This is a genomic window from Kordiimonas lipolytica, assembly GCF_042651265.1.
Lineage (GTDB): Bacteria > Pseudomonadota > Alphaproteobacteria > Sphingomonadales > Kordiimonadaceae > Kordiimonas > Kordiimonas lipolytica.
Genome location: NZ_JBHSCR010000003.1, coordinates 189,097 through 211,128, shown reverse-complemented (window position 1 = coordinate 211,128; position 22,032 = coordinate 189,097). Strand labels below are relative to the sequence as shown.

Below are 22,032 nucleotides of genomic sequence, written 5' to 3'. Positions count from 1 at the left end.
CGTATGTGACGCTGAGTGCCAATCATGTGAGGCTGTGTGCTTATTTGCCATCCGCTGCTCACAGCGGTGGCCGCGCCACCTTCCAGGCGGGCGGTTACCGGATAGTCCTGAAAATGTGCCGCGGAAGTGTAGATGGTATATTCATCACCGTTTGCGGTTAAATTTGGCATGATCACTCGCCCCCTGACTGAATGGCGAATGCTCTTTTATCGCAAAAGCCAACAAAGTAAAACCGTCGCGGTACAATTTAATGAATGATCGGACATTTAATCTACAAAATGCTGCTATAGGCGGCATTAAGCCCTTTAGCCATCCGGCATGCCCGTAACAAGAAAGGCGGCCCCGGAGCTTCTTCCTGGCACCGCCTTTCATCAATTTTCTGTAGGGGTATTAGTTCCGCGGTGTGACCGTAATTGTAAGGTCCGTCGCGCGACCGCGCTCGATCTGGATCACAGCAACCCGCGTGGGCTTCTGGAATGTCAGCAGGATATCATCGTCCTGGATTTCACTGATCAGTCCCCATCCTTGGGTTGGCATGTTTTCCTTGTAAAACTGCATCACTTTGATCTGCTTGGCTTTTACCTGGGCAATGATCTTGCCAAAGGCGTTTGCCCCGTTCCCCAGAATAATGGAATCCTTGGCGTCCATCGCCGAACCCGCAGGCATCACGATATCGCCGATCATCTCGCCGCTCGGCAGTGTCATATCTTCAGCGACCTTGGGCACGCCATCGTCCATTGCGTTCGTTGCGGTGCCGCATGCACCAACACCGAGAATAAGAAAGGCCCCCAAGATGCCTGCCTTCAACTGTGCCATTTACGCCCTCCCTGGATATCTTATGCCCGGCCTGTGACCCGCCGGCGCGCTATACATACCTACTTGTAGTAAAGACTGCCGCCCAGACACAATGCTAAAATGAAAAGCCTGACCTGAATTTGCTGTGATATAAAGGAGGCGATTAAACGAATGGGGGATAAACATGGCAAGGGAAGGCATCGAGAAACCAACCGCAACGCCGGAATTCGGCAAAACCGCATCAGCCTATGCCGTGCACCGGTTGGGATTTCCTGTTTCCATGTATGACCGCTGGGCCTTACTCGGCCTACTGCCGGCCGGGAGCGGCAAGGCGCTCGACATGGGAACTGGGACCGGCACAATCGCACGCACCTTGGCCAGCATGGGCCATAAGGTAACCGCGACAGATATTGATGCGGAAATGCTGGAAACAGCCCGGAGCCTCGCAAGCAAACAGCAGTTGGAAATTAACTTTCTCCAGCGTCCGTCAGAGAATACGGGCCTTGATGGAAAGCAGTTCGATTTCATCACCGCCGGTCAGTGCTGGCATTGGTTTGACCGCAGGGCCGCCGCTCTTGAAGCGCACCGCCTTTTAAAGCCTAGTGGAATGATGATGATCTGCCATTTTGATTGGCTTCCACTTCCCGGAAACATTGTTGAAGGCACCGAAAAACTGATCCTGAATTATAACCCGGACTGGAAAGCCAGTGGCGGCACAGGTATTTACCCAGCTTGGTTCGGCGACCTCGCTGGCGGTGAATTCACGAACATCCAGTCGTTCAGCTATGACGAAGGCGCACCTTACAGTCAGGAAGCCTGGGTTGGCAGGATTGAGGCCAGCGCTGGGATCGCCATGTTGCCAGCGGAAAAGCGCGCCGCCTTCAAATTGGAACTGGCAGCCTACCTTAAGCAGACGTATGGTGGTGCCGCACTCATGGTCCCCCACCGGGTTTTCTGTGTTTGGGGGCACAAGAACCAAGCTGCGATTTAGGGAAAACAGGTTTGAATTATGAAACGCGCCATCATTGACCTGCATTTGGACCCGCGCGTCTACACCATTGCCGACTTTGTCAGTGATGCTGAATGTTCGCACCTGATTGCCCGCGCCAAAACCAAGACGATGGAGCGTGCCAAGGTCTCCGGCGGCACGGAGGGCGTACTCTCCAAAGGGCGGACCAACGATGTCTGTTGGGTGGACCATACGGCGGATATCGCCTGCAAACGGATTGCAGAAAGGGTCGCTGGACTTGTTGGCATGCCGCTTAATCATGCCGAACATTTCCAGATTATCCGCTACGGCGTGGGCGAGGAATATCGCCCCCACTTTGACGCGTTTGATCCGGAAACCGAGGCCGGGAAGCGAAACTGGGAAGGCGGCGGCCAACGGATCATCACCGTTCTTGGCTACCTTACCAATGTGAAGAAGGGCGGCCAGACCGAGTTCCCCAAACTGAAAATCAGCGTGCCGCCCGAGAAGGGCAAGCTGCTGGTCTTTCACAACTGCAATGCTGGCACCACCGTGCGCCATCCCTTGTCCCTTCATGCCGGCTGTCCGGTGGAGGAAGGCGAGAAATGGGCCTTCAATTTGTGGTTCCGCGCGGAGAAACGGCGAGACTGATAAGAAGAACTTCCGCCATGAAAACGAAATAATTGCGGCTATAATGCCGCGAAAGCCATTGCAATAATTGGCAGCGCTGTCATTTTAAGATCCAATTGGAAACAGCAGGTTGAAAAATATGTTCAGTTATTCTTTTGGAAGTGAAAGCCTCGCCAGTCAGCTTGAGGCTCTCGGCATTTCAGCATCATTTCAAAAAAACCTCGATAAAGCCGTGCGTTATGCGACAAAACTCAGCGCCGATGGCCTGCTGCCTTTTGCCCGCCAAGCGCATGACGGCCCGGATGCTGGCCCGATTGAGGCTGCTGCTGCACGCATCAAGGCAACTTGCGATGACCTGATTGTGCTCGGTACTGGCGGTTCCAGCCTTGGCGCACAGGCGGCCATCGCTATCGCGCGCTTCCATAAAGGCCCAGTGCGCATCCACACGCCCGACAGCCTCTGCCCGTTCGAGATGGATCTTTTGTTCAAGGAGCTGGACACAGCCCGCACCCACGTGCTGGCGATTTCAAAGTCAGGCACCACCGCTGAAACGCTGGCGCAACTTCTGGCCTGCCGCGCGTGGCTTGAAGCCGGGGACCACAGCGACAACCTTGGCGACCATTTCACCTTCATCACCGAACCGGGCGAACGCCCGTTGCGCACGTACGGCGAAAAGCTTGGGTCCCCGATCCTGGCCCATCCAACCGATGTGGGCGGCCGCTTCAGCGTACTCACCAACGTTGGTATGCTGCCCGTGGCGGTCTCCGGCCTGTCGGTCGAGGCCTTCCGCAAGGGTGCCGAAGCAGTGTGCGACCAGTTCAAGGCAGATCCGGCTTCCGCCACAGCCGTTGTGGGCGCCGCGCTCACGCACACGCTGGAGCAGGAAAAAGGCGTTACCCAGGTGCTGGTGATGCCCTATGCGGAAAGCTTGCGCGCCTTCACCCGCTGGCACGGCCAATTGTGGGCCGAAAGCCTGGGTAAGGACGGCCTTGGCACCACCCCAATTCGCGCCATCGGGCCGGTGGACCAGCACAGCCAGCTGCAACTGTTCCTTGATGGCCCAAATGACAAATTCTGTACTTTCATCACAGTGCCAAGCTATGGCAAAGGCCCACGCATCGATGCCGCAGAGGCGAAAGCTTACGGCCTCGACTATATGGCAAACCGCACCATCGGTGACACGGTAACGTGCCAAAGTCGTGCAACACAGGAAACGCTCAGGAAGAAAGACCGCACAGTCAGGGAAATCGTGATCGATTCCCTGTCAGAAGAAAATTTGGGTGGCCTTTTCGTTTCCTTCATGCTTGAAACGGTGGTGACGGCGCACCTGATGGGCGTAAATGCCTTTGATCAGCCAGCCGTTGAAGAAGGCAAGATTTTGACCAGGCAATATCTGTCGGAATTGCCTGAATAACGGGGGAAATTCATGAACAGGCCGATCAAGAAGATCGTTCTTCCAGTAGCGGGGCTAGGCACCCGTTTCCTGCCAGCGACCAAAGCAATTCCAAAGGAAATGCTGCCGGTGCTTGATAAGCCGCTGATCCAGTATGCGGTTGAAGAGGCCGTTGAAGCCGGGATCGAGGAGATCATCCTGGTCACGGGCCGCAACAAGCAGGTGATGGAAGACCATTTTGATCACGCCTATGAGCTTGAAAACATCCTGCAGGAAAAAGGCAAAGGCGCAGCTTTCGATGTTGCGCGCTCCATGCTTCAGGAAGAAGGCCGCATCGTATACGTGCGCCAGATGCGCCCGCTGGGGCTTGGACACGCCATCTGGTGCGCCCGCCACCTGGTGAACGGTCACCCGTTTGCCGTTGCCTTGCCGGATGATCTGATCAAAGGTAAACCCGGTGCGCTCAAGCAAATGGTCAACTCATACAATGAGCTTGGCGGCAACATGGTTGCTACCATGGATGTCGCGCGCGAAGACACGTCCAAATATGGTGTAATCACTCCGGGCTCCAGAGACGGCAAGCGCATCGAGGTCAAAGGCCTTGTGGAAAAGCCGCACCCGGCTGACGCCCCTTCCACGTCTGCTGTGGTGGGCCGCTATATCCTGCAGCCTGAGGTAATGGATATCCTCAGCGACACCAAAGCTGGGGCAGGCGGCGAGATCCAGCTCACGGACGCCATGGCGAAACTGATCGGCAAACAGCCGTTCCACGCATTGGAATTCGAAGGTCGCCGCTTTGATTGCGGCAGCAAGCTTGGCTGGCTTCAGGCGAACTTGGCGATGGCGGCGGAAGACCCGCACATGGCCGCAGGCGTCAAGGCTATGATCAGCTCGTTCAAATAAGCACTATAAACAGTGGAGCCGACCAATTAGGTCGGCTCCTTTCATTCTATTTCTCACCTTCTCGGTGGAAGTCGTCCTCCAGTCGGACTATGTCATCTTCGCCCAGATAAGAGCCCGACTGCACCTCAATAAGCCTGAGGGGGATCTTGCCTGGGTTCTCCAGCCGGTGCACGGCGCCAAGCGGCAGATAGATCGACTGGTTCTCACTCATCTGATGGGTTTCATCATCGCGGGTTACAATCGCTGTCCCCTCCACGATCACCCAATGTTCTGCCCTGTGATGGTGTTTCTGCAGGCTCAGGCGTTTGCCGGGGTAAACCTCAATCTCCTTGACCTGATACCGGTCCCCCATAGCGAGGGTCCTATAGTTCCCCCAGGGGCGATAGACGATCGAATGGAAATGCGCTTCCTCGCGCCCTTCAGCGTTCAACCGATCAACAATCTTTTTGACATCCTGGTCGCGGCTCTTGTCCGCCACCAGCACGGCGTCATCTGACGTGACAACAATCAAATCCTTCACCCCAAGGGTGGCCACAAGCATGCCATCGCCCTGGTGAATGAAGCTATTTGATGTATCTTCCATCATCACGTCGCCGTGCGCCACATTGCCGGAAGCATCCTTTTCTTGCACATCCGCGAGGGCCGTGAAGCTGCCCACATCCGACCAACCGAATTCCGCTGGCACAACGGCAGCCTTATCGGTGGGTTCCATAATGGCATAATCGATTGATTCTGCGGGCACGGCGGCAAAGTCCGCTTCTTCCATGCGCAGGAAATTCAGGTCTTTTCGGGCACCCAAAAGGGCCTTTTCGGTTGCGGTAAGCATGTCCGCCTGGTGACGCCGGAACTCTTCCAAAATCACATCCGCGCGAAATAGGAACATGCCGCTGTTCCAGCTGTAAGTCCCGGCTTCAAGGTACCCCTGGGCCGTAGCCGCGTCAGGCTTTTCCTTGAAGGCGTCAATATGAAACGCACCGTCGCAGCCCTCAAGCGCTTCGCCTGCAGCGATATAGCCGTAGCCGGTTTCCGGCCGTGTGGGCGTCATGCCGAAGCAGCACAACTGCCCAGCTACCGCAGCCTCCGCCGCCTTTTTGACAGCCTTGTGGAAACCCGGTGTATCCATAATCACATGGTCAGACGGCAGGAACAGAAGAAGCGCCTCAGGATCATCCTTCGCGGCCAGCAGCGCGGCGGCGGCGATCGCGGGCGCAGTGTTGCGCCCCAGTGGCTCCAGCAAAACCTGGGGCTCGCTGACACCCACTTTTTCGGCCTGTTCGTTCACAATGAAGCGGTGATGCTCGTTCGCGACCACGAGCGGTGCGTCGAAGCCATAATCCGCCCCTATCCGCTCAAGGGTTTGGGCAAACAGGCTCTTGCTCCCCAGAAGCGGTAAAAACTGCTTCGGATATTTTGACCGCGACAAGGGCCAAAGTCTGGACCCGGAACCACCGGAAAGAATGACGGGCTTGATCTTTTTCACGAAACCACCAATATTTTATCTTTTAAATTCATATACTTAATCAATTGCCTATGGCGCAATGCAGGATTGTACGACCTGACCGCCTGGCGTTTCAAGGAAACTCGCGCCGGTGTCAAAAACAAGCCAGTCCCCAAGCCCTTGGGGCGCTGCCCGGAATGCTTCCCAATCCAGTTCCACCGTCAATTCTGGCGTCTGGCGCTTCACCATCACGGCGACCAGAAGGCGACCAAGCTGTTGATATCCTTGCGGAATTTTGATCCCACCACTGCCACCAACACGCAAGTCCCGCACCAGGCAGCGGGCTTCACGCCGAAGCGCTTTCCCAAGAGGTAGACTTGCAAGATTGGCTCTCAGGTGCGAACGGTCATAAAGGTACACATTCTGCCCCAAGGGCACTCCAGGGGCACAGTCATTGGGCCCAAAAGCCAGGATGCGTTCAGCATCATCGAGAGACTGCAGGCTTCTGGCGAACCGGGGATCGTGACTGAGGAAACAGATGCGCGCGAGAAGCGCACGGGCACGGGTGCGGTCCTGCACGCCAACCAAATCCTCCAGCAGGTGATGCATGGCGGACAGATCCCTGGACGCGACGACCTCATCGAACAAGTCAAGGCCTGGACGCATGGGGGCGCGCCCCAGCTTCAGCCGTCCATCAAGGGCCACCTGCTGGCCCCGCACTGCGCGCGAAAAGGACACTTCCGCGAACATGGCGCGCTTGGGGGGATCAAGCCACAGGCGCTGCACGCCCGCTTGGTCTGCCGGGTCTGCGAACAGGCGGTGTACGACCGGCTGCCTGAGAGCCACGCCCCGCATACCGCGGTAGCGGATTGTAACATCCACAGCGCCGCGCGCCATTTCCTGCTGGTCAGTAACAAAACTGATATCCAGATAACGCGGCCCGTTCTGCGGCAAAGCAAACAGGCGACGCACCGGCCGTTTCTTCAGCTTGATCTTCTGGTGCCCAAGCATGCCGAAGGCGGCAAGACGCGATGCGGCAAAATCCCGCCGGCCCAGCTCTCGATATCCCTGAAGCGCCGTCATGGCAAATCCTGCAAACGAGGCAAAAGCGCCTTAAAGAAACGATCAGAGATTTCTTCCGGACTATTAGCCGCCGCCCAGTTACTCAGCGTAACTGCTGTGTGACCTTCTGCTGCTTTCTCAAGCGCCTGCAGGCAGGCCTGATGGCAGCTATCCATATCGCCAGGCTCGAACGCCTGCACGCAATCTTCCGTACCCGGCAGCGACCGTGCCATCACATCCGGCACCACGGAAGGCCTGCCGAAGGTAGCTGCCGTTGCCATCACGCCGGAATTCAGCCCAATGGGATATGGACAAACAACAACATCCGCCGCCTTGAAAAATGTCTGAACAGACTGGTCGTCCACATGCGCCCTCAGGAGCCGCATGTCTGCGCGGCCTGACGTCAGCGCCAGTATTTCATCCATGAAGTCCGGCGCCCCTGGCGATCCTGCAACCAGCACCCTGCCCTTGCCTTCAAGCTTTTCCTGAAGCCTGTCAAAAGCCGCCAGGAACTGGCGCGTGCCCTTGTGTGGCCCCAGCGACCCAAACAGCAGGAACACCTTGTCATCCGGGTTCAGGTCCAGATCGAAACGGGCCTGGCGGGCGCAAATATAGTCGCCGTAAACGCCCTGGTACGAAGGGTGCGGCACGGAAACCAGCCTGGCGTCATCAAGGGTGTATTGCGGTGCGCATAAGTCTCGCGTCTGTGGGTTCATTACGTGAATCACATCGGCAATATCCGCCATGCCGGCGCGAAGTGCCTTTTCCTCATCCGGAAAGCGCGCGGCATGGGACAGGATATTATGGACGGTCCAAAGCAGGGTATGCCCGTCGTCCTTCTGGCGCTTCAACCTGTCCAGGAAATGATCCGTCGCCTTTTTTGCCTGACGGATGGTATCGCATTTGTCGAACACCCGGTGCAGCCAGTGGTAATGCATCACCAGCTTCAGATCATCCGGCAGGCCTTCTACCTCACCAAGGTCAGCCAGGGGAAAGCAGGCGAATCCATGGTTAAAGCCGCGCGCATATAGCATGCGCTGATAGGGATTTCGGCTGACGGGCGGAAAGAACGCGAGCAGCCTGGCTGCCTCACCACTGAAGCCAGCCGCCGCGAGCGCATCCATGCCGTCCGTGCATTCCTCGTAAAGAGACCGCCCCAATCCATGCTGCCTGATACCGCGCATATATGCCGCATTTCCCGATTATCGAAACTCTGCCTTTGCAAGGCCTTATCCTTTTAATATAAAGGCGACCATATTGATACCACATCTATTTTTGCCATTAGTGATTTGGCAAGGGGGCCAGATGAAAGTTGAAGAATTCCCGATCAAGGGGCTGTATGCCTTCACGCCGAAACAATTTGGCGACGGGCGCGGCTTCTTTTCCGAGACCTTCAATGCACGGGCTTTTGAAGAAGTGGTGCCTGGCATCACCTTTGTGCAGGACAATCATTCCCTTTCACGCGACCCGGGTGTGATCCGCGGCCTGCATTTTCAGAACCCACCCCATGCGCAGGGCAAGCTGGTGCGCGTCACCCGCGGCCGTGTGCTGGATGTAGCCGTGGATCTCCGCAAGGGATCCCCCACGTATGGGAGCCATGTGGCTGTGGAACTGAGCGCCGAGAACTGGAAACAATTCTGGGTACCCGCAGGTTTCGCCCACGGTTTCTGCACGCTCGAGCCGGACACAGAATTCCTTTATAAGGTGACCGACTATTACGCACCGGATTGCGACAGCGGCATCGCCTTTGACGACCCGGACCTAGGCATCGACTGGCCGTTTGATCGCGCAAGCGCCACCCTTTCCGGCAAGGATGCGGTTCTTCAGCCGTTCCGTGAATTCGATTCGCCCTTCACATATGACGACAAGGCATAAGGCAGCATTTCCATGAAAGTATTGGTAACAGGCGGCGCAGGTTTTATTGGTTCGGCGGTTTGCCGCTATCTGGTGGGCGAGCTGGGGCACACGGCGATCAATGTGGACAAGCTGACCTATGCGGGCAACCTTTCCACGCTCAAGGAAATTGAGGACAGCCCTAACTATCATTTCGAGAAAGTGGACATCTGTGACCGCGCAGCTTTGGATGACGTATTCAAGCGTCACAAGCCAGACGCTGTGATGCACCTGGCGGCGGAAAGCCATGTGGACCGGTCCATCACAGGCGCTGCAGACTTTATCCAGACCAATATCGTTGGCACTTTCCAGATGTTGGAGGCCGCGCGCGACCACTATGGGTCGCTGGATGACGCCGGCAAGAAAGCCTTCCGTTTCCTGCATGTATCGACAGATGAAGTTTATGGCTCGCTCGGCGCTGATGGCCTGTTTGAGGAAACCACGCCTTATGATCCGTCTTCGCCTTATTCAGCCTCCAAGGCATCGGCCGACCATCTGGCAAACGCCTGGTTTGAAACCTATGGTCTGCCGGTTGTGATTTCCAACTGTTCGAACAACTACGGACCTTACCACCTGCCTGAAAAGCTGATCCCGCTGATGATCCTGAACGCGCTGGACGGCAAACCATTGCCTGTCTATGGCGATGGCTCGAACGTGCGCGACTGGCTCTATGTGGATGACCACGCCAAGGCCCTGTTCACCATCATGACCACCGGACGGCTGGGCGAAAAATATAACGTGGGCGGCAGGAACGAGCGCACCAACCTGGAAGTAGTTGAGCGCATCTGCGATATTCTTGAAGAACTCCGCCCCAAGAACACGCCTTACAGCGAACAGATCACCTTCGTGACCGACCGCCCGGGCCATGATGCGCGCTATGCCATCGATGCCACCAAACTTGAGGACGAACTGGGCTGGAAGGCTGAAGAAAACTTCGAGAGCGGCATCAAGAAAACCATCCAGTGGTATCTTGATAACGAATGGTGGTGGGCGCCGCTTCGCGAGCACGCAGGCGAACGCAAGGGTGTGCTGGCTGCAAAGAAAGACTAAAGCTGTGGACCGTAAAGAACGCATATTTGTTATCGGCAGCGACGGACAGCTTGCCCTGTCGCTACTTGAGGCCGCATCGGCCCGTAACATAACGCTGGAGGCTTTCGGGCCGCCGTCGGTCGATCTGACAAATCCTTCTTCACTTGAAGCACCCATTCGAAACTTCAAGCCAACGGTGATCGTCAATGCCGCGGCCTACACGGCCGTGGATGCCGCGGAAGATAACGAAGACCTTGCCCGAAGCATCAACGCCACAGGACCGGAGGTTGCGGCACAAATCGCAGATGAGCTGGACATTCCTTTCATTCAGGTATCGACAGACTATGTTTTCGACGGAACCAAAAAGGACGCCTATGTCGAGGATGATCCGACCGGTCCTCAAGGCGCCTATGGCCGTACCAAACTTGAAGGTGAAGACCTGGTCCTGTCAGCAGCCAACAAGGCCATAGTTCTGCGCACTTCATGGGTCTACAGCCCGTTCGGGAAAAACTTCCTCAAGACCATGCTGATGCTCGCCAAGACGCGTGATGAGCTGGGCGTTGTCGCGGATCAGGTGGGCAACCCCACCTATGCCCCCGATATCGCGGAGGCTATTCTGGCGATTGTGGAACAAATTGCCCAAACCGGCTGGCGTGATGAGTTTCGCGGGGTGTTTCACCTTGCTGGGACCGGCACAGCCAGTTGGCATGAATTCGCGGAAGCGATTTTTGAGGCGGGTACAGCACATGGCCTGAAGCGCCCGCACGTGAAGGCGCTGACCACCGCAGACTATCCCACGCCTGCCAAGCGGCCAGCCAACTCGCGCCTCGACTGCAGCAAGCTGGCCGAGACATTTGGCGTACATCTGCCCTCGTGGGAGCAGAGCATGGTCATGTGCGTTAACAGGCTTTCCGAAGCCGGGGAACTGGGCTAGGCTCAGCGGGAAATACCCCGGCGCGGGGTAATGAGTAAAACACTGGGGGAAACCATGAAGGGTATCATTCTGGCAGGTGGCTTGGGCACACGCCTTTATCCAATCACCAAAGCTATCAGCAAGCAGCTGCTGCCGGTTTATGACAAGCCGATGATCTATTATCCGCTGACCACGCTGATGCTTTCTGGCATCCGCGAGATTCTGATCATCTCCAGCCCTGAACACTTGCCCCTATATAAAAGCCTTTTGGGCGATGGGTCGCAGTGGGGCATTGAGCTTCACTATGCCGAACAACCGGACCCAGGCGGGCTGGCCCAGGCCTTCCTGATTGGTGAAGACTTTGTGGGCGGGCAGCCATCCGCGCTGGCGCTGGGTGACAACATCTATTATGCCGCCGGTTTCTCCACTTACCTGAAGCAAGCAGGCAAAGTGGAAAAAGGCGCCTATGTGTTTGCCTACCCTGTGGGCAACCCGGAAGCCTTCGGTGTCGTGGAAATGAGCAAGGATGGCCGCGCGCTATCGATTGAGGAAAAGCCGGAAAACCCCAAAAGCAACCTGGCGGTTACGGGGCTTTACTTCTACGACAAGGATGTGGTGGATATCGCGAAATCCATCGAGCCTTCCGCCCGCGGCGAGCTGGAGATCACCAGCGTCAATGACGTGTACCTGCAGCGCGGGGACCTGAATGTTATCAAGCTGCAGCGCGGCACCGCCTGGCTTGACACCGGCACAGTGGACAGCCTGTTGCAGGCCAGCCATTTCGTGCAAACCATTGAAGCGCGCCAGGGCCTGAAAATCGCCTGCCCCGAAGAAGTGGCATGGCGTGGTGGCTTCATCACGGACGCGCAGCTTGAGGAAGTCGCCTCCGGCTACAAAAACAGTTACGGCACTTACCTAAAGGGTATCCTGAAATATGGTGCCGACGGCTATCTGTAGACCAGGGCCAACCTTTAACGGGAAACAATAATGGTGCGGCGCTGGTTCAAGAAAAAACCTGAGAAATGCAACAGGGAGGATGTGCGTTTCTTCCTTTTGCTGTGTAACGGCTGCGACCCGGACACCGACACAGACATTTCCCTGAGAGTGGGTGCCAGCCCCTTCACCCTGTGCAGAACATTGCTGTCCCTGGAGAGCTTTGGCCGAGATATTATCGAACCCCTGCTATTGGGCAGGCTTCCCGCTTTCTCGCCGTTCAGCACCGAACAACAGGCCACCCTGAAGCTGGGTTTCAAGCGTCACTTCGGCATATCGGCCGCTTCGCCAGAATTGGCGGACCGCCTTTCATGTATGCGGGTTGCAGTAAAAAGCGATCGCTTCCTGCGAGCCGTTGAGGGCTCAAGCATAGCCGTCTCTGGGTCATGGCTGCGCGAAAAGCTTGCAGACATTCCAGCCGCTCCAACCGCGACGCTTGTTGGTGCTGTTGAGAGCATCTCGGCTGGGCACGTGGCAGGATATGCCTTCAGCAAGGCAGATATCAACAAACGGCTGACCATCGAGATTTTTGTCAATGGTGAGTTCGTAGGAACCACCAGAACCGAAACGCAGCGCCGCGACATTCAGGAAGTTTTCGGGGGTGATGGCCTGTCGGGATTTCGTCTGGATTTTGACCTGCCCCAGCACCTTGCCAGTCAAGACAGCCTGAAGGTTCATGCGTTTGACTATGATAGCAAGGTCGCAATATGCAAGGGTCAGACGCTCCACAATTTCAGCGTACGGCACGAACACTATCTGAGCAGGCTGCTGGGAGAACTTGCCGCCATTCGCGCTAATCCTGAAGCAGGAACGGACTCTATCCTGTCCTGCCTGGATCGAATTGAGCAGCAACTGCCCAAGATAAAGCAGTTCGCAGCGCTTCCAATCGAAGACTACAGCCTTCATGCTCGTCTGTTCCGCCCCTCCACACAACCGCAATTGAACCAGCCCGCGCCAGTTGCCCTTGAAGTTGACCCGGCCGAAATTCAAGCACCAGTCGACGCCGATATCCTGGTATTTTCCGGGCCGGACGAAGAACTCGCCGATCATGCTGTGGAGCATATCAAGGCGGCTGCCCTTGCAGCCCCCGAGGCTGTCATATTTTTTGCCGACCATGACATCCGCACGCCGGCAGGGGATGTTGAAAACCCGACCTTCAAGGCAGCCTTTGACTATGACCTGTTGCTTGCCTGCCCGGGATATGCCGGTGCGTATGCCATCAAACGGGACGCTTTCGAAAAACTGGGGGGCTTTACCCTTGAAGCCGGTACAGCCATGCATCAAGACCTGTGGCTTCGCACGTATGAGGCATACGGGGCGCAAGGCTTTAGCCATGTCGACATGGTTCTGTGGCATCAGACACCGGGCCGATCTGCCCCGTCCATCACTGACTCCCAGGGTGTACTGGAACACCATTTCCGGCGGCTAAACATCCCTGCATTGGCCAGCCCCCATCAAGACCGCTGGGGCGGAGATGCAGCCGGGTTAATGCAGATCAATTGGCCAAAGGCTGAACCAACACCCAAACTGGCAGTGATCATTCCAACCCGGGATGCTTATGACCTTACAAGAAATTGCGTCGAAAGCCTGCATGCGACTCTCGCGTTCCCGGACCAGACCGAGATAATTGTGGTGGACAATGGCAGTACGGATGACGCCTTGCTGCAATGGCTGGATCGAGCCGATGCTGCTGGCGAAATCACCGTGATCCGGAGCGACATGGCTTTCAACTGGTCTGCTTTGAACAATCTTGCTGCCCGCCAGACCGATGCTGAATATCTGCTGTTCCTGAACAACGATACAGAAGCAACCGACGCGGGCTGGGACGCGGTTCTCAGGGGGCAATTGGCACGCGAAGGAGTTGGCACTGTTGGCGCCCGCCTGTTCTTCGAAGATGGCACAATCCAGTTCAGCGGCTATGTCTTTGAGCCAGACCGGATTGCGGTGAAGAAAAACTATGGCGAAAGCCCTCGAAGCGGCGGATACCTGCACCTTAGCCAACTTACCCATGAGTGTTCGGCCCTGATCGGCGCATTTCTCGCTTGCCGGCGGGCCACCTTTGACCAACTTGGCGGCTTCGATGAAGCTTTGGGTGTGGCTTTCAACGATATCGAATTTACAATTAGAACCAGTTCGCTGGGCCTGCGCAATCTCTACTGCCCTGAGATCAATTTCTACCACTATGAATCAAAGACACGCGGGTATGACGCAATGGACCCGGAAAAAAAGATGCGCGAGCAAAAAGAACGCGCGCTCCTGCTGGAGAAACATGGCGAGAAACTGGCGCGAGACCTTCATTATCCGAGAGCATTCATTTCTTGCGAACCCACATATACTCTGTTAGCACCTCCGAAAGAATAACCGATATTAACGTTGATCATTGGCCTGCAGGCGTCATCCAAATATTTCGCCTTCAATAGGATTTGCCGGTAGCGGAATGTTAAAGAAACTCAAATTCCTGCCTCGTACAGTAAAAGGCGATATCAAAGCGCTTCGAGAAACCGGTCTTTTCCAGGCTGACTGGTATGTCGCCACTTATGAAGATGTCGCAACATCCGGCTATTCGCCAATTGAGCATTTTGTTCGTGTTGGAGAAAAGAAGGGCTACAACCCAAACCCATATTTCGATCAGCTCTGGTACACGGGACGCTCACCTGCCGCAAGGCGATTTCCGGGCCCTGCCGCCGTCCACTATGCCAGGCACGCCTGGCGGAAAGACCGCAGTCCGTCCAAAGAGTTCTCGGTACCGCTTTATCTCAAATTCAATCCGGACGTAGCCAAGGCCAAGCGCGAACCCCTTCGGGAATTCCTTGAAGAAGGCCAGCAAAAAGGCCGTGTCGCCATGCCCCGCAGGTTCGAGCAGGAAAAATTCGCCGATATGGCGGCAGACATGGACCTGATCGCAAAGTCGGGACTGTTTTGCAGCGACTGGTACAAAAACTTCCACACTGATCTGTGGCACCAGCATCAGGACGCATTGATGCACTTCATGCTCCAGGGCGCAAAACAGGGCCGGAACCCCAACCCCTGTTTCCATACACGCTGGTATATGGACAATTACGGCGACCTTGTCGGCAAGGAAAACCCCCTGGCTTTCTATATTCGCAAGGGCGTGGCCATGGGCCATTGGCCCGCGCAGGACTTTTCGCCGGAAATCTACTTTGCTGAAAATGAGGACATTGAGCCGCAAAAGGTAGATCCGCTGTGGCATTATCTGAATGTCGGCATAAAGGAAAAGCGGCGTTACCCGGCACCGAGCGGTACCGTGGCGATCTCCGGCACGCAGGCCAAGGACACCAAACTGCCGCTGCCAAAACAATTGCGCAACATGGTGGATTTCGAGCGCCGCGCGCTGGCGCCAGAAAGCCTGGAGTTCAACTCCAGGGAAATGAACATCCATTGGGTGATCCCGGATTTTGCCGCCGGAGCAGGTGGCCATATGACCATCTTCCGCATGGCCCATTACCTGGAACTCAAGGGGCACAAGCAAACCATCTGGATCAACAATCCGACCATGCACGAAACGGCTGAAAGTGCCTATGACGACATCGTCAAACACTTCCAGCATTTTGCTGGTGAGGTACGCCTTCTGGATGACAGCTTCAAGGATGCCAAGGGCGATGCCATTATCGCCACCGATTGCTGGACAGTATGGCCAACGCTGACGCCCACAAACTTCAAACGGCGCTTCTACTTCGTGCAGGATTATGAACCCAGCTTCCACCCCATGGGGTCGTCTTACCTGGCCGCTGAAGCTACCTACCACGAGGACATGGACTGCATCTGCGCCGGGCCATGGCTGTCCGGCCTGATGCAGGAAAAGTATGGCCGCTGGGCAAGCCATTTCTGGCTGGCCGCCGACAAGAATATATACACACCGCCCACCGCGCCCCGGCAAAATGATGTGCCGCGCATCGCCTTTTACGCCCGCCATTTCACAGCCCGGCGAGCAGTTGAACTGGCGATGCTGGCGCTGGAAGAACTGGCGAAACGGGATGTTGCCTTCGAAGTTGATTTCTTTGGCGCCAAGCTAACATTCAGCTCGGCCCCCTTCCCGTTTGTCGACCACGGTGTGGCAACGCACCGTGAACTTGCCGGCATTTTCCAACGCGCGGATATTGGTGTGGTCTTTTCCGCTACCAACTATTCTCTGGTACCGCAGGAAATGATGGCCTGCGGCCTGCCGATCGTGGAACTGAAGGGGGAGAACACAAGCTGCATATTCCCGGATGCTACCGTGTCTCTGGCGGACCCCGATCCGGTGAAGATTGCAGACAGCATCGAAGCCCTGCTACGCGATGAAACCAAGCGCAAGGCACAAGCCGAAGCGGCACAGGAGTGGGTGACGCAATTCTCCTGGCCTGCGTCTGCTGACCTTGTTGAGGAAGCGCTGGTTGATCGCCTGCGCGAACACGGAACAGACACGGCCGACAGTGCCGCAAAAGATGCAGATACCGCCACCAAGGCGTCGGTGGTAATCCCAACCCTGAACGCAGGACCAATCCTGGACCGGGTGCTGGCTGCCACGTGTGCCCAGCGGGCACCCTGGCCATATGAAATTCTGGTCATTGACAGTGGCTCAACCGATGAAACGCTTGATATCGTCAGCCGTTATCCGGATGTGAAGCTGCACCAGATCGACAAGAAGGATTTCAACCACGGGGACACGCGTAACCTAGGGGTGGAACTGACGTCCGGCGAGTTTATCGCCTTTCTAACGCACGACGCCCTGCCCGCAAACGACCGCTGGCTGTTCAACCTTGTGACTTCAATTGAGCATTTCCCGAATGCTGCTGGCGCCTTTGGCAAACATTTGCCCTGGCCTGACGCCAGCCCCTTCACAAAACGAGACCTGAACGCGCATTTCGATATGCTGACAAGCCAGCCAATTTACCTGTCGCGCGACACAAACCGCTCCCGGTTCAGTGACAAGGACCCGCAATGGATGCAGCTTCTGCATTTCTACAGCGACAACAACAGCTGCATGCGCCGATCAGTTTGGAAAGATATCCCCTACAGGCGCACTAAGTTTGGCGAAGATCAGCTGTGGGCCTATGACATTATCGAAGCAGGCTACGGCAAAGTCTATGCGGCGCAGGCAGTTGTCTTCCACTCCCACGATTTCGGCCCGGAAGAGACTTATGAGCGCAACATGACGGAAAGCGCCTTCTTCAATCACTTTTTCGGCTATGAACTGATCAAGAATGAAAAGCATCTTGCGAAGACACTGGCCGCCATCAATAAGAACGACAGCCGCTGGGGTAAGGCCAACGGTGTGCCACAGGAAGCCATTGAGGAACGCCAACGCCTGAACGAAGCCAGGCTGAAGGGCTTTCTGGCCGGTGTCGAGGCAGACACCTCCACCATGTTTTAACGGCAGGATCTGAAAGTACCGCCATGTCCCGTCAAGCGTATGTCGACCACAAGAAAAAGCTTATTCTATTCTGGTCTCCGAAGGTGGCATGTACCAGCCTGGTGCATTGGTTCACCCATGGGGCGCTTGGGCTTGAGCCAGGCTATGTAAAAGAAAAAACACCCTACAAGGATGCCCGTGCCTGGTTGAAAGGCGAAGGCTATCATGTGGACCATGTTGTCGCCAAAAACATGATCGAACGGGGCGGTTACAAGTCTGTCGTGGTATCCCGTCACCCGGCGACGCGGGCGCTGAGCGCCTATATCAACAAATTTGTCCGCTACCAGAACCGCCAAATTGACGCGCCGATGAAGCTGGAGCATTTCTCCAAACAGGCCTACAAAACCTGGAAAGGCATCCCGCCACGCGCTGCCATCAAGAATTACGAAGGCCTCAGCTTTATCGAGTTCCTGACCCACATCCGCGACGACGTGGCCGAAGCCCGCGAGACAAAAGGCGAGCCGCAACTGAACAACCACTGGAACACCCAGGTTCCTTTCAGGTTCCTTGACTGGGACTTTAAGTATGACCATGCATTCCAGTTGGAGAGCTTCGGCAAGGCTATTGAATGGCTGAACAGGGAGTATGGCATGGCCGCCCCGGAGGCACGCACCAACGTGACCAAATATGGCACCGAGGCCAAGCCTGACGCAGCGCATTTGTCGTCAGTGGAACTGAGCCAACACGCAGAATGGCTGACCCCGGAAAACTTCCTGACAGATGAAGCCTTAGCCCTGGTCGCCGAAGCCTATGCCATCGATTATGACTATTTCGGTTATGACCCGAAGGACGTGAAAGCTGCGCCCAAAACCTGAACGGACTGGCAAACGCCTGAAGCCTAGTGCTTGAGGCGCCGTTCCGAAATTGCCTGCATTTTCTCAAGGTCAAACGGCTCACCCAGGAATTCAAAGAGGCCTTCGAACTGCTCGGGCTTGCCCGAATAGTCCTCATACCGCATCAGGTAGGACCGCTCAGGATGTTCTTCCGCGTAAGCCAGGAATTGACGGTCGTTCTTTTCCACCTCGCGCCGCACTTTTTCGGGTTCATAGTCTTTCCACCACCCTGACTGGGATACATCCTCCCACCGGCGCATGTTAAAAATGAACTTGGCGGGCTTGAAATGCTCAGCCATGAAATTCAGCAAATCGACAAACTCGATGGGGCCGGTTTCGTTGAAGCGAATTTCCTTGAAGCCCACCACGCGGGCATCCTTGGGTGGCTGGATAACTTCCTCAAGGAACACCTGCAGAAGTTTCTGCGCGTAACGGTCTGGGTTGAACTTGTCAGCGCCGAACCAGGGGCCGTGCTCCGGTATTTCACGGTAGCCATGCTCCTCAAGGGCACCCTTCACACGCTTGAAGCTGCGGAACAGGGGCAGGATGGCGTTATTGTTTTCACCACGGAAGAAGTAGCCGTCGATCGACTGAAGGACCGTCTGCAGTAGCGTCGAGCCCGAACGCCCGTATGTCACAACAAACACATATCCGTCTTTTGGCTGCCAACCTGCCATGGTTCTTTCCCCAACATCTAAGCTGGCGCCCTTATCGCGTATTTTGGCATGCCTGCCAAGGGCCTAATGTGCGCACGCCACCCGTCTCCCAAACAAGACCGGTGACGCATCAATCAACCAACGCGCGACAGTTGCACGAGGGGGCTATCGCTGCTAAGGAACCGGAAACAACAAGTCAGGTGACTGTTAATGGCATATATCTTCGTCGGTGGTTCCCAGCGTTCTGGCACGTCTCTTCTTGCGACATCGCTCTGTTCAGGCGAGGAAACCAATATGTATATTGGTGAATGCCGAAGCCTGCGACAATTATTGCTCGCGGTCCAATTTATGGAGCAGAATTTCGACGGCGAAAATGAACTCAGCTTCGGTTCAAAAGCCGCCATGAAGGAATATCACTCTACCATCATTCGCAGCTATTTGAGCCACACACTCGCGACAAATGCGCCCGCCACGTCTCTGGTTCTAAAGCAGCCGCACCTGACATTGTTGTTCCCAACCCTTTGGAACCTTGTGCCGGAAAGCAAGTTCGTCATAGCAATCCGGGACCCAAGAGACACAATTGCCTCCATGCTTGAAGTCGGTAAAAAGATGGCCGCGCAAGGACAAAATCATCCATTCAATACCCATTCAGTTCCTGAAATAGCCAAACATATGCGTGGTTTCTACAGCCAGGTCCTCCTCGCAAGCGACCTCAGCGAAGAATTCAAGGCAGCAACCAAATGGGTTAGATATGAAGAGTTGGTCTCACAGCCTGCTGTTGTGATGGAAGAATTACGCGCCTTTACCGGACTGAATCTGGTCGATTTTGACCCCGAGAGCCCAACCAAGAGAATTCACCCGACCCTGATGGCCGCCAGGACCAAGGACGAAGCACCGGTCCAGCCGTGGGTGTCTGATCTGATGCGCGGGGCCCCCATCACCACCAAACGCACAGGCTCCTATAAAGACCTGCTCACAAATGAGCAAATCAGTCAAATTGACGAATGTCTGGCGGAATTTATGGAACGCATAGGTTACGAGCCTGCAAATTAGGCGTCACCAGCGCTGTTCTTCCTGATCACACGCGCTGGGTTCCCAACCATAACGGAATAGGGCTCCACGGACTTCAGAATGACGCTGCCTGCGCCAATCATGGAACAATCGCCAATAGTGACAAATTCGCGCGTGGTCGAATTAGACCCCATATGAACGCCTGAACCAATTTCATTGCTGGCGCCCGCAACTGCATTGGTGGCGAAATGAGTGAAGGAGCCAACTGACGTATCATGGCCCACGAAACTGCCGACCATAAGGCAAACATGCGGGGCCAGCGTCACATCAGCCGACAAGGCTGCATGAGCGCACACAAGGCTGCCATAACCGATCTTGCAATAGCCTTCTGGCACTTCTGCCAGCGGGTGAATGAAAGTTGGGAAACGGTCTTCCGGAATTTCCAACGACCGCAACAGCTCCCATGTCCCGGCGGGGTTGGACATACCAAATATGGCAAAGAAAAAATCCACATCCGGCTGGTTCAGGAAGCCGGCATAATCCGCAATGCCGCCCAACACCGGAAACTGCTTGTTCTTGCCAACAAGGGTACCCTTTTCAAGCTTGTCATTCAGAAAGCCCAGGATTTCGTATTCGTAGAAGCGCTCGGCAATAGAGGCGGCAATCATTCCCGCGCCATTCCCGCCGAAGATAACCAGCTTACGTTTTGCGTCAGCCATTTTTCGGGCCCTTGTATCTTTCATATTTTTCGATCACGCGCTTCGCCTGCAGAACAATTGGGGGGCCAATGAACTTTTTATCCGCCATTTTTACCGGCGTGCCGTCGCTGGTGTCTTCACCCGCTTTCAGAATGGTAAGCGCCGCGTCATATTCCTCATCGGAAGGCGTCAGGATGTCATTGGCAATCTGCACCTGCTGGGGATTCAGGCAGAGCACACCATCAAGGCCATATTCCTTGGTCTTTGTGACAACTGTTTTGAAGCCATCATAGTCATGCACGGCGATATAGACTGTGTCGATTGCGATAATGCCTGCAGCCCGGCAGGCCAACAGCATGGAAAAGCGCGCATGGTCAATTACGTTGTAATAATGTGGGGATGCCACAGCGCCAAGTGCCGCCAACAGGTCTTCTGATCCAAGCGCCAAGCCCGTAACCCTTTCAGAGGCTCGGGCAATTTCATGCACATTGACAACGGAATCTGCGGTCTCGATAAGAGGCATCAATGCATAGGGCCGATCACAGCCCTTCCGCCGCTCAAACGAGGTCAGCATCTTTGCCACGGTCTCAACATCTTCGGCCCGGTAGGACTTTGGCACCATGAAGCCGTCAACGGCCGTACCGACGAAAAATTCAAGCTCGTCGAACATCAAGTTGGAATCGATATCATTGATGCGCACATAGACCTGGCTCTGGATATCCTGGCCAGACTCCTTGAGCAGGCGTGCGATATTTTCCCGGGCGTCTATCTTGCTTTGGCCGGCAGGAACAGAGTCTTCCAAGTCGAATACGATAATGTCCGGCGCCGTGGCTATGGCCTTGGCAAAATAGTTGTAGCGATGAGCCGGAACAAACAGAACACTGCGCATGGCACCCCCCTTTTCTTTGGCTGCTAGCCCGCTTTGAAAAGCGCGCTACGCTCAAAACTCAATACCATCACATCGTCCTGGTTCAGGACTTCCGTCTTGACCGAAACCACTGCATTTTCGGGATTTGAGCTACTAACACGGTTACCCGTTACGGTGGTTCGAGCCCGCAATGTATCGCCGATGAAAACCGGCCCATGGTGGATCACCTTGTCATAGCCAAGGTTCGCGATGCAATGATAGCTGAATTCCGGGACAGTGAAACCGACACCGAGGCTGAACACAAGCGTTCCAACAACCAGCACCTTGCCAAAAGGCGAGGCCTCGGCATGCACCACGTTGGTATGAACCGGGTGGTTGTTCATGGTCAGCAGGCAGAAAAGATTATTGTCACTTTCGAAGATCGTCTTCGAATTCGCGTGCTCGATAACAAGCCCTTCTGGAAAGTCAGATGCGTTTTTCATGGGCGCTCCCGAGTCCTGTTCCGCAACTTCCACTTTGGGCGGAAGCGCACATCTG

20 protein-coding genes are annotated in these 22,032 nt (G+C 55.6%); 12 read left to right on the top strand and 8 right to left on the bottom strand.

Annotated elements, in window-relative coordinates; translation table 11 throughout:
• Positions 1–390: 390 nt before the first annotated feature.
• On the bottom strand, positions 391–816 hold the full coding sequence (locus ACFO5Q_RS05225) for a hypothetical protein (protein ID WP_068149670.1): 426 nt from the start codon (positions 814–816) through the stop codon (positions 391–393).
• A gap of 163 nt (positions 817–979) precedes the next feature.
• Here ACFO5Q_RS05225 and ACFO5Q_RS05220 point away from each other — a divergent pair, with 163 nt between their 5' ends.
• The 4 genes from ACFO5Q_RS05220 to galU all read left to right on the top strand — a co-directional run bounded on the left by ACFO5Q_RS05220 (position 980) and on the right by galU (position 4,688).
• Complete coding sequence (locus ACFO5Q_RS05220) at positions 980–1,786, top strand: class I SAM-dependent methyltransferase (protein WP_068149673.1); 807 nt, start codon at positions 980–982, stop codon at positions 1,784–1,786.
• An 18-nt stretch (positions 1,787–1,804) separates the two neighbouring features.
• Positions 1,805–2,413, top strand: coding sequence for a 2OG-Fe(II) oxygenase (locus ACFO5Q_RS05215; protein ID WP_068149675.1), 609 nt, complete (start codon positions 1,805–1,807; stop codon positions 2,411–2,413).
• Positions 2,414–2,531: 118 nt separating this feature from the next.
• The gene (locus tag ACFO5Q_RS05210; protein WP_156431995.1) at positions 2,532–3,806 is read left to right on the top strand and encodes a glucose-6-phosphate isomerase; all 1,275 of its coding nucleotides are present in this window, start codon (positions 2,532–2,534) and stop codon (positions 3,804–3,806) included.
• Positions 3,807–3,818: 12 nt separating this feature from the next.
• Complete coding sequence (galU, locus tag ACFO5Q_RS05205) at positions 3,819–4,688, top strand: UTP--glucose-1-phosphate uridylyltransferase GalU (RefSeq protein ID WP_068149680.1); 870 nt, start codon at positions 3,819–3,821, stop codon at positions 4,686–4,688.
• Between the two features lie 46 nt (positions 4,689–4,734).
• Here galU and ACFO5Q_RS05200 read toward each other — a convergent pair whose 3' ends face one another.
• The 3 genes from ACFO5Q_RS05200 to ACFO5Q_RS05190 are packed head-to-tail and all read right to left on the bottom strand — an operon-like array spanning position 4,735 to position 8,372.
• Positions 4,735–6,168 (bottom strand): mannose-1-phosphate guanylyltransferase/mannose-6-phosphate isomerase, encoded by a 1,434-nt coding sequence (locus tag ACFO5Q_RS05200; protein WP_231727284.1) that lies wholly within the window; start codon positions 6,166–6,168, stop codon positions 4,735–4,737.
• A 48-nt stretch (positions 6,169–6,216) separates the two neighbouring features.
• Positions 6,217–7,209 (bottom strand): hypothetical protein, encoded by a 993-nt coding sequence (locus tag ACFO5Q_RS05195; RefSeq protein WP_068149683.1) that lies wholly within the window; start codon positions 7,207–7,209, stop codon positions 6,217–6,219.
• Positions 7,206–8,372, bottom strand: a complete 1,167-nt coding sequence (locus ACFO5Q_RS05190; RefSeq protein ID WP_082719959.1) for a glycosyltransferase — start codon at positions 8,370–8,372, stop codon at positions 7,206–7,208. The genes ACFO5Q_RS05195 and ACFO5Q_RS05190 overlap by 4 nt, the downstream gene beginning before the upstream one ends.
• A 121-nt stretch (positions 8,373–8,493) precedes the next feature.
• Here ACFO5Q_RS05190 and rfbC point away from each other — a divergent pair, with 121 nt between their 5' ends.
• The 7 genes from rfbC to ACFO5Q_RS05155 all read left to right on the top strand — a co-directional run bounded on the left by rfbC (position 8,494) and on the right by ACFO5Q_RS05155 (position 18,244).
• Positions 8,494–9,063, top strand: a complete 570-nt coding sequence (gene rfbC, locus ACFO5Q_RS05185; RefSeq protein WP_068149689.1) for a dTDP-4-dehydrorhamnose 3,5-epimerase — start codon at positions 8,494–8,496, stop codon at positions 9,061–9,063.
• A 12-nt stretch (positions 9,064–9,075) separates the two neighbouring features.
• Positions 9,076–10,131 (top strand): dTDP-glucose 4,6-dehydratase, encoded by a 1,056-nt coding sequence (rfbB, locus tag ACFO5Q_RS05180; protein ID WP_068149692.1) that lies wholly within the window; start codon positions 9,076–9,078, stop codon positions 10,129–10,131.
• Positions 10,132–10,135: 4 nt separating this feature from the next.
• On the top strand, positions 10,136–11,044 hold the full coding sequence (gene rfbD / locus ACFO5Q_RS05175) for a dTDP-4-dehydrorhamnose reductase (protein ID WP_068149696.1): 909 nt from the start codon (positions 10,136–10,138) through the stop codon (positions 11,042–11,044).
• A 54-nt stretch (positions 11,045–11,098) separates the two neighbouring features.
• On the top strand, positions 11,099–11,980 hold the full coding sequence (gene rfbA, locus ACFO5Q_RS05170; RefSeq protein ID WP_068149699.1) for a glucose-1-phosphate thymidylyltransferase RfbA: 882 nt from the start codon (positions 11,099–11,101) through the stop codon (positions 11,978–11,980).
• 30 nt (positions 11,981–12,010) lie between these two features.
• On the top strand, positions 12,011–14,377 hold the full coding sequence (locus ACFO5Q_RS05165) for a glycosyltransferase family 2 protein (RefSeq protein ID WP_068149702.1): 2,367 nt from the start codon (positions 12,011–12,013) through the stop codon (positions 14,375–14,377).
• 76 nt (positions 14,378–14,453) lie between these two features.
• Positions 14,454–17,390, top strand: a complete 2,937-nt coding sequence (locus ACFO5Q_RS05160; protein WP_068149705.1) for a rhamnosyltransferase WsaF family glycosyltransferase — start codon at positions 14,454–14,456, stop codon at positions 17,388–17,390.
• A gap of 23 nt (positions 17,391–17,413) precedes the next feature.
• Positions 17,414–18,244, top strand: a complete 831-nt coding sequence (locus ACFO5Q_RS05155; protein ID WP_068149707.1) for a sulfotransferase family 2 domain-containing protein — start codon at positions 17,414–17,416, stop codon at positions 18,242–18,244.
• Positions 18,245–18,267: 23 nt separating this feature from the next.
• Here ACFO5Q_RS05155 and ACFO5Q_RS05150 read toward each other — a convergent pair whose 3' ends face one another.
• Complete coding sequence (locus ACFO5Q_RS05150) at positions 18,268–18,939, bottom strand: sulfotransferase (protein ID WP_068149712.1); 672 nt, start codon at positions 18,937–18,939, stop codon at positions 18,268–18,270.
• Positions 18,940–19,128: 189 nt separating this feature from the next.
• Between ACFO5Q_RS05150 and ACFO5Q_RS05145 the strand changes: the two genes are divergently transcribed.
• Positions 19,129–19,971 carry a sulfotransferase family protein gene (locus tag ACFO5Q_RS05145; protein ID WP_082719960.1) on the top strand — a complete coding sequence of 281 codons (843 nt, stop codon included), beginning with the start codon at positions 19,129–19,131 and terminating at the stop codon, positions 19,969–19,971.
• Here ACFO5Q_RS05145 and ACFO5Q_RS05140 read toward each other — a convergent pair.
• From ACFO5Q_RS05140 to ACFO5Q_RS05130, 3 genes are read right to left on the bottom strand one after another with little or no spacing between them, the layout of a single operon-like run.
• A complete protein-coding gene (locus ACFO5Q_RS05140) occupies positions 19,968–20,648 on the bottom strand; it encodes a PglD-related sugar-binding protein (protein WP_068149718.1) in 681 nt (226 codons plus the stop codon). The two genes, ACFO5Q_RS05145 and ACFO5Q_RS05140, sit on opposite strands and share 4 nt — an antisense overlap.
• Positions 20,641–21,516: an HpcH/HpaI aldolase/citrate lyase family protein gene (locus tag ACFO5Q_RS05135; RefSeq protein WP_068149721.1), complete on the bottom strand. Its 876-nt coding sequence runs from the start codon at positions 21,514–21,516 to the stop codon at positions 20,641–20,643. Before ACFO5Q_RS05135 ends, ACFO5Q_RS05140 begins: the two co-directional genes overlap by 8 nt.
• 23 nt (positions 21,517–21,539) lie before the next feature.
• Positions 21,540–21,977 carry a MaoC family dehydratase gene (locus ACFO5Q_RS05130; protein WP_068149724.1) on the bottom strand — a complete coding sequence of 146 codons (438 nt, stop codon included), beginning with the start codon at positions 21,975–21,977 and terminating at the stop codon, positions 21,540–21,542.
• Positions 21,978–22,032 lie beyond the last annotated feature (55 nt).

Excerpts from the sequence above, each read along its gene's own strand:
- ACFO5Q_RS05225 (WP_068149670.1), bottom strand. The coding sequence starts at position 816 with ATGGCACAGTTGAAGGCAGGCATCTTGGGGGCCTTTCTTATTCTCGGT.
- ACFO5Q_RS05220 (WP_068149673.1), top strand. The coding sequence starts at position 980 with ATGGCAAGGGAAGGCATCGAGAAACCAACCGCAACGCCGGAATTCGGC.
- ACFO5Q_RS05215 (WP_068149675.1), top strand. The coding sequence starts at position 1,805 with ATGAAACGCGCCATCATTGACCTGCATTTGGACCCGCGCGTCTACACC.
- ACFO5Q_RS05210 (WP_156431995.1), top strand. The coding sequence starts at position 2,532 with ATGTTCAGTTATTCTTTTGGAAGTGAAAGCCTCGCCAGTCAGCTTGAG.
- galU (WP_068149680.1), top strand. The coding sequence starts at position 3,819 with ATGAACAGGCCGATCAAGAAGATCGTTCTTCCAGTAGCGGGGCTAGGC.
- ACFO5Q_RS05195 (WP_068149683.1), bottom strand. The coding sequence starts at position 7,209 with ATGACGGCGCTTCAGGGATATCGAGAGCTGGGCCGGCGGGATTTTGCC.
- ACFO5Q_RS05190 (WP_082719959.1), bottom strand. The coding sequence starts at position 8,372 with ATGCGCGGTATCAGGCAGCATGGATTGGGGCGGTCTCTTTACGAGGAA.
- rfbC (WP_068149689.1), top strand. The coding sequence starts at position 8,494 with ATGAAAGTTGAAGAATTCCCGATCAAGGGGCTGTATGCCTTCACGCCG.
- rfbB (WP_068149692.1), top strand. The coding sequence starts at position 9,076 with ATGAAAGTATTGGTAACAGGCGGCGCAGGTTTTATTGGTTCGGCGGTT.
- rfbA (WP_068149699.1), top strand. The coding sequence starts at position 11,099 with ATGAAGGGTATCATTCTGGCAGGTGGCTTGGGCACACGCCTTTATCCA.
- ACFO5Q_RS05165 (WP_068149702.1), top strand. The coding sequence starts at position 12,011 with ATGGTGCGGCGCTGGTTCAAGAAAAAACCTGAGAAATGCAACAGGGAG.
- ACFO5Q_RS05160 (WP_068149705.1), top strand. The coding sequence starts at position 14,454 with ATGTTAAAGAAACTCAAATTCCTGCCTCGTACAGTAAAAGGCGATATC.
- ACFO5Q_RS05155 (WP_068149707.1), top strand. The coding sequence starts at position 17,414 with ATGTCCCGTCAAGCGTATGTCGACCACAAGAAAAAGCTTATTCTATTC.
- ACFO5Q_RS05150 (WP_068149712.1), bottom strand. The coding sequence starts at position 18,939 with ATGGCAGGTTGGCAGCCAAAAGACGGATATGTGTTTGTTGTGACATAC.
- ACFO5Q_RS05145 (WP_082719960.1), top strand. The coding sequence starts at position 19,129 with ATGGCATATATCTTCGTCGGTGGTTCCCAGCGTTCTGGCACGTCTCTT.
- ACFO5Q_RS05140 (WP_068149718.1), bottom strand. The coding sequence starts at position 20,648 with ATGGCTGACGCAAAACGTAAGCTGGTTATCTTCGGCGGGAATGGCGCG.
- ACFO5Q_RS05135 (WP_068149721.1), bottom strand. The coding sequence starts at position 21,516 with ATGCGCAGTGTTCTGTTTGTTCCGGCTCATCGCTACAACTATTTTGCC.
- ACFO5Q_RS05130 (WP_068149724.1), bottom strand. The coding sequence starts at position 21,977 with ATGAAAAACGCATCTGACTTTCCAGAAGGGCTTGTTATCGAGCACGCG.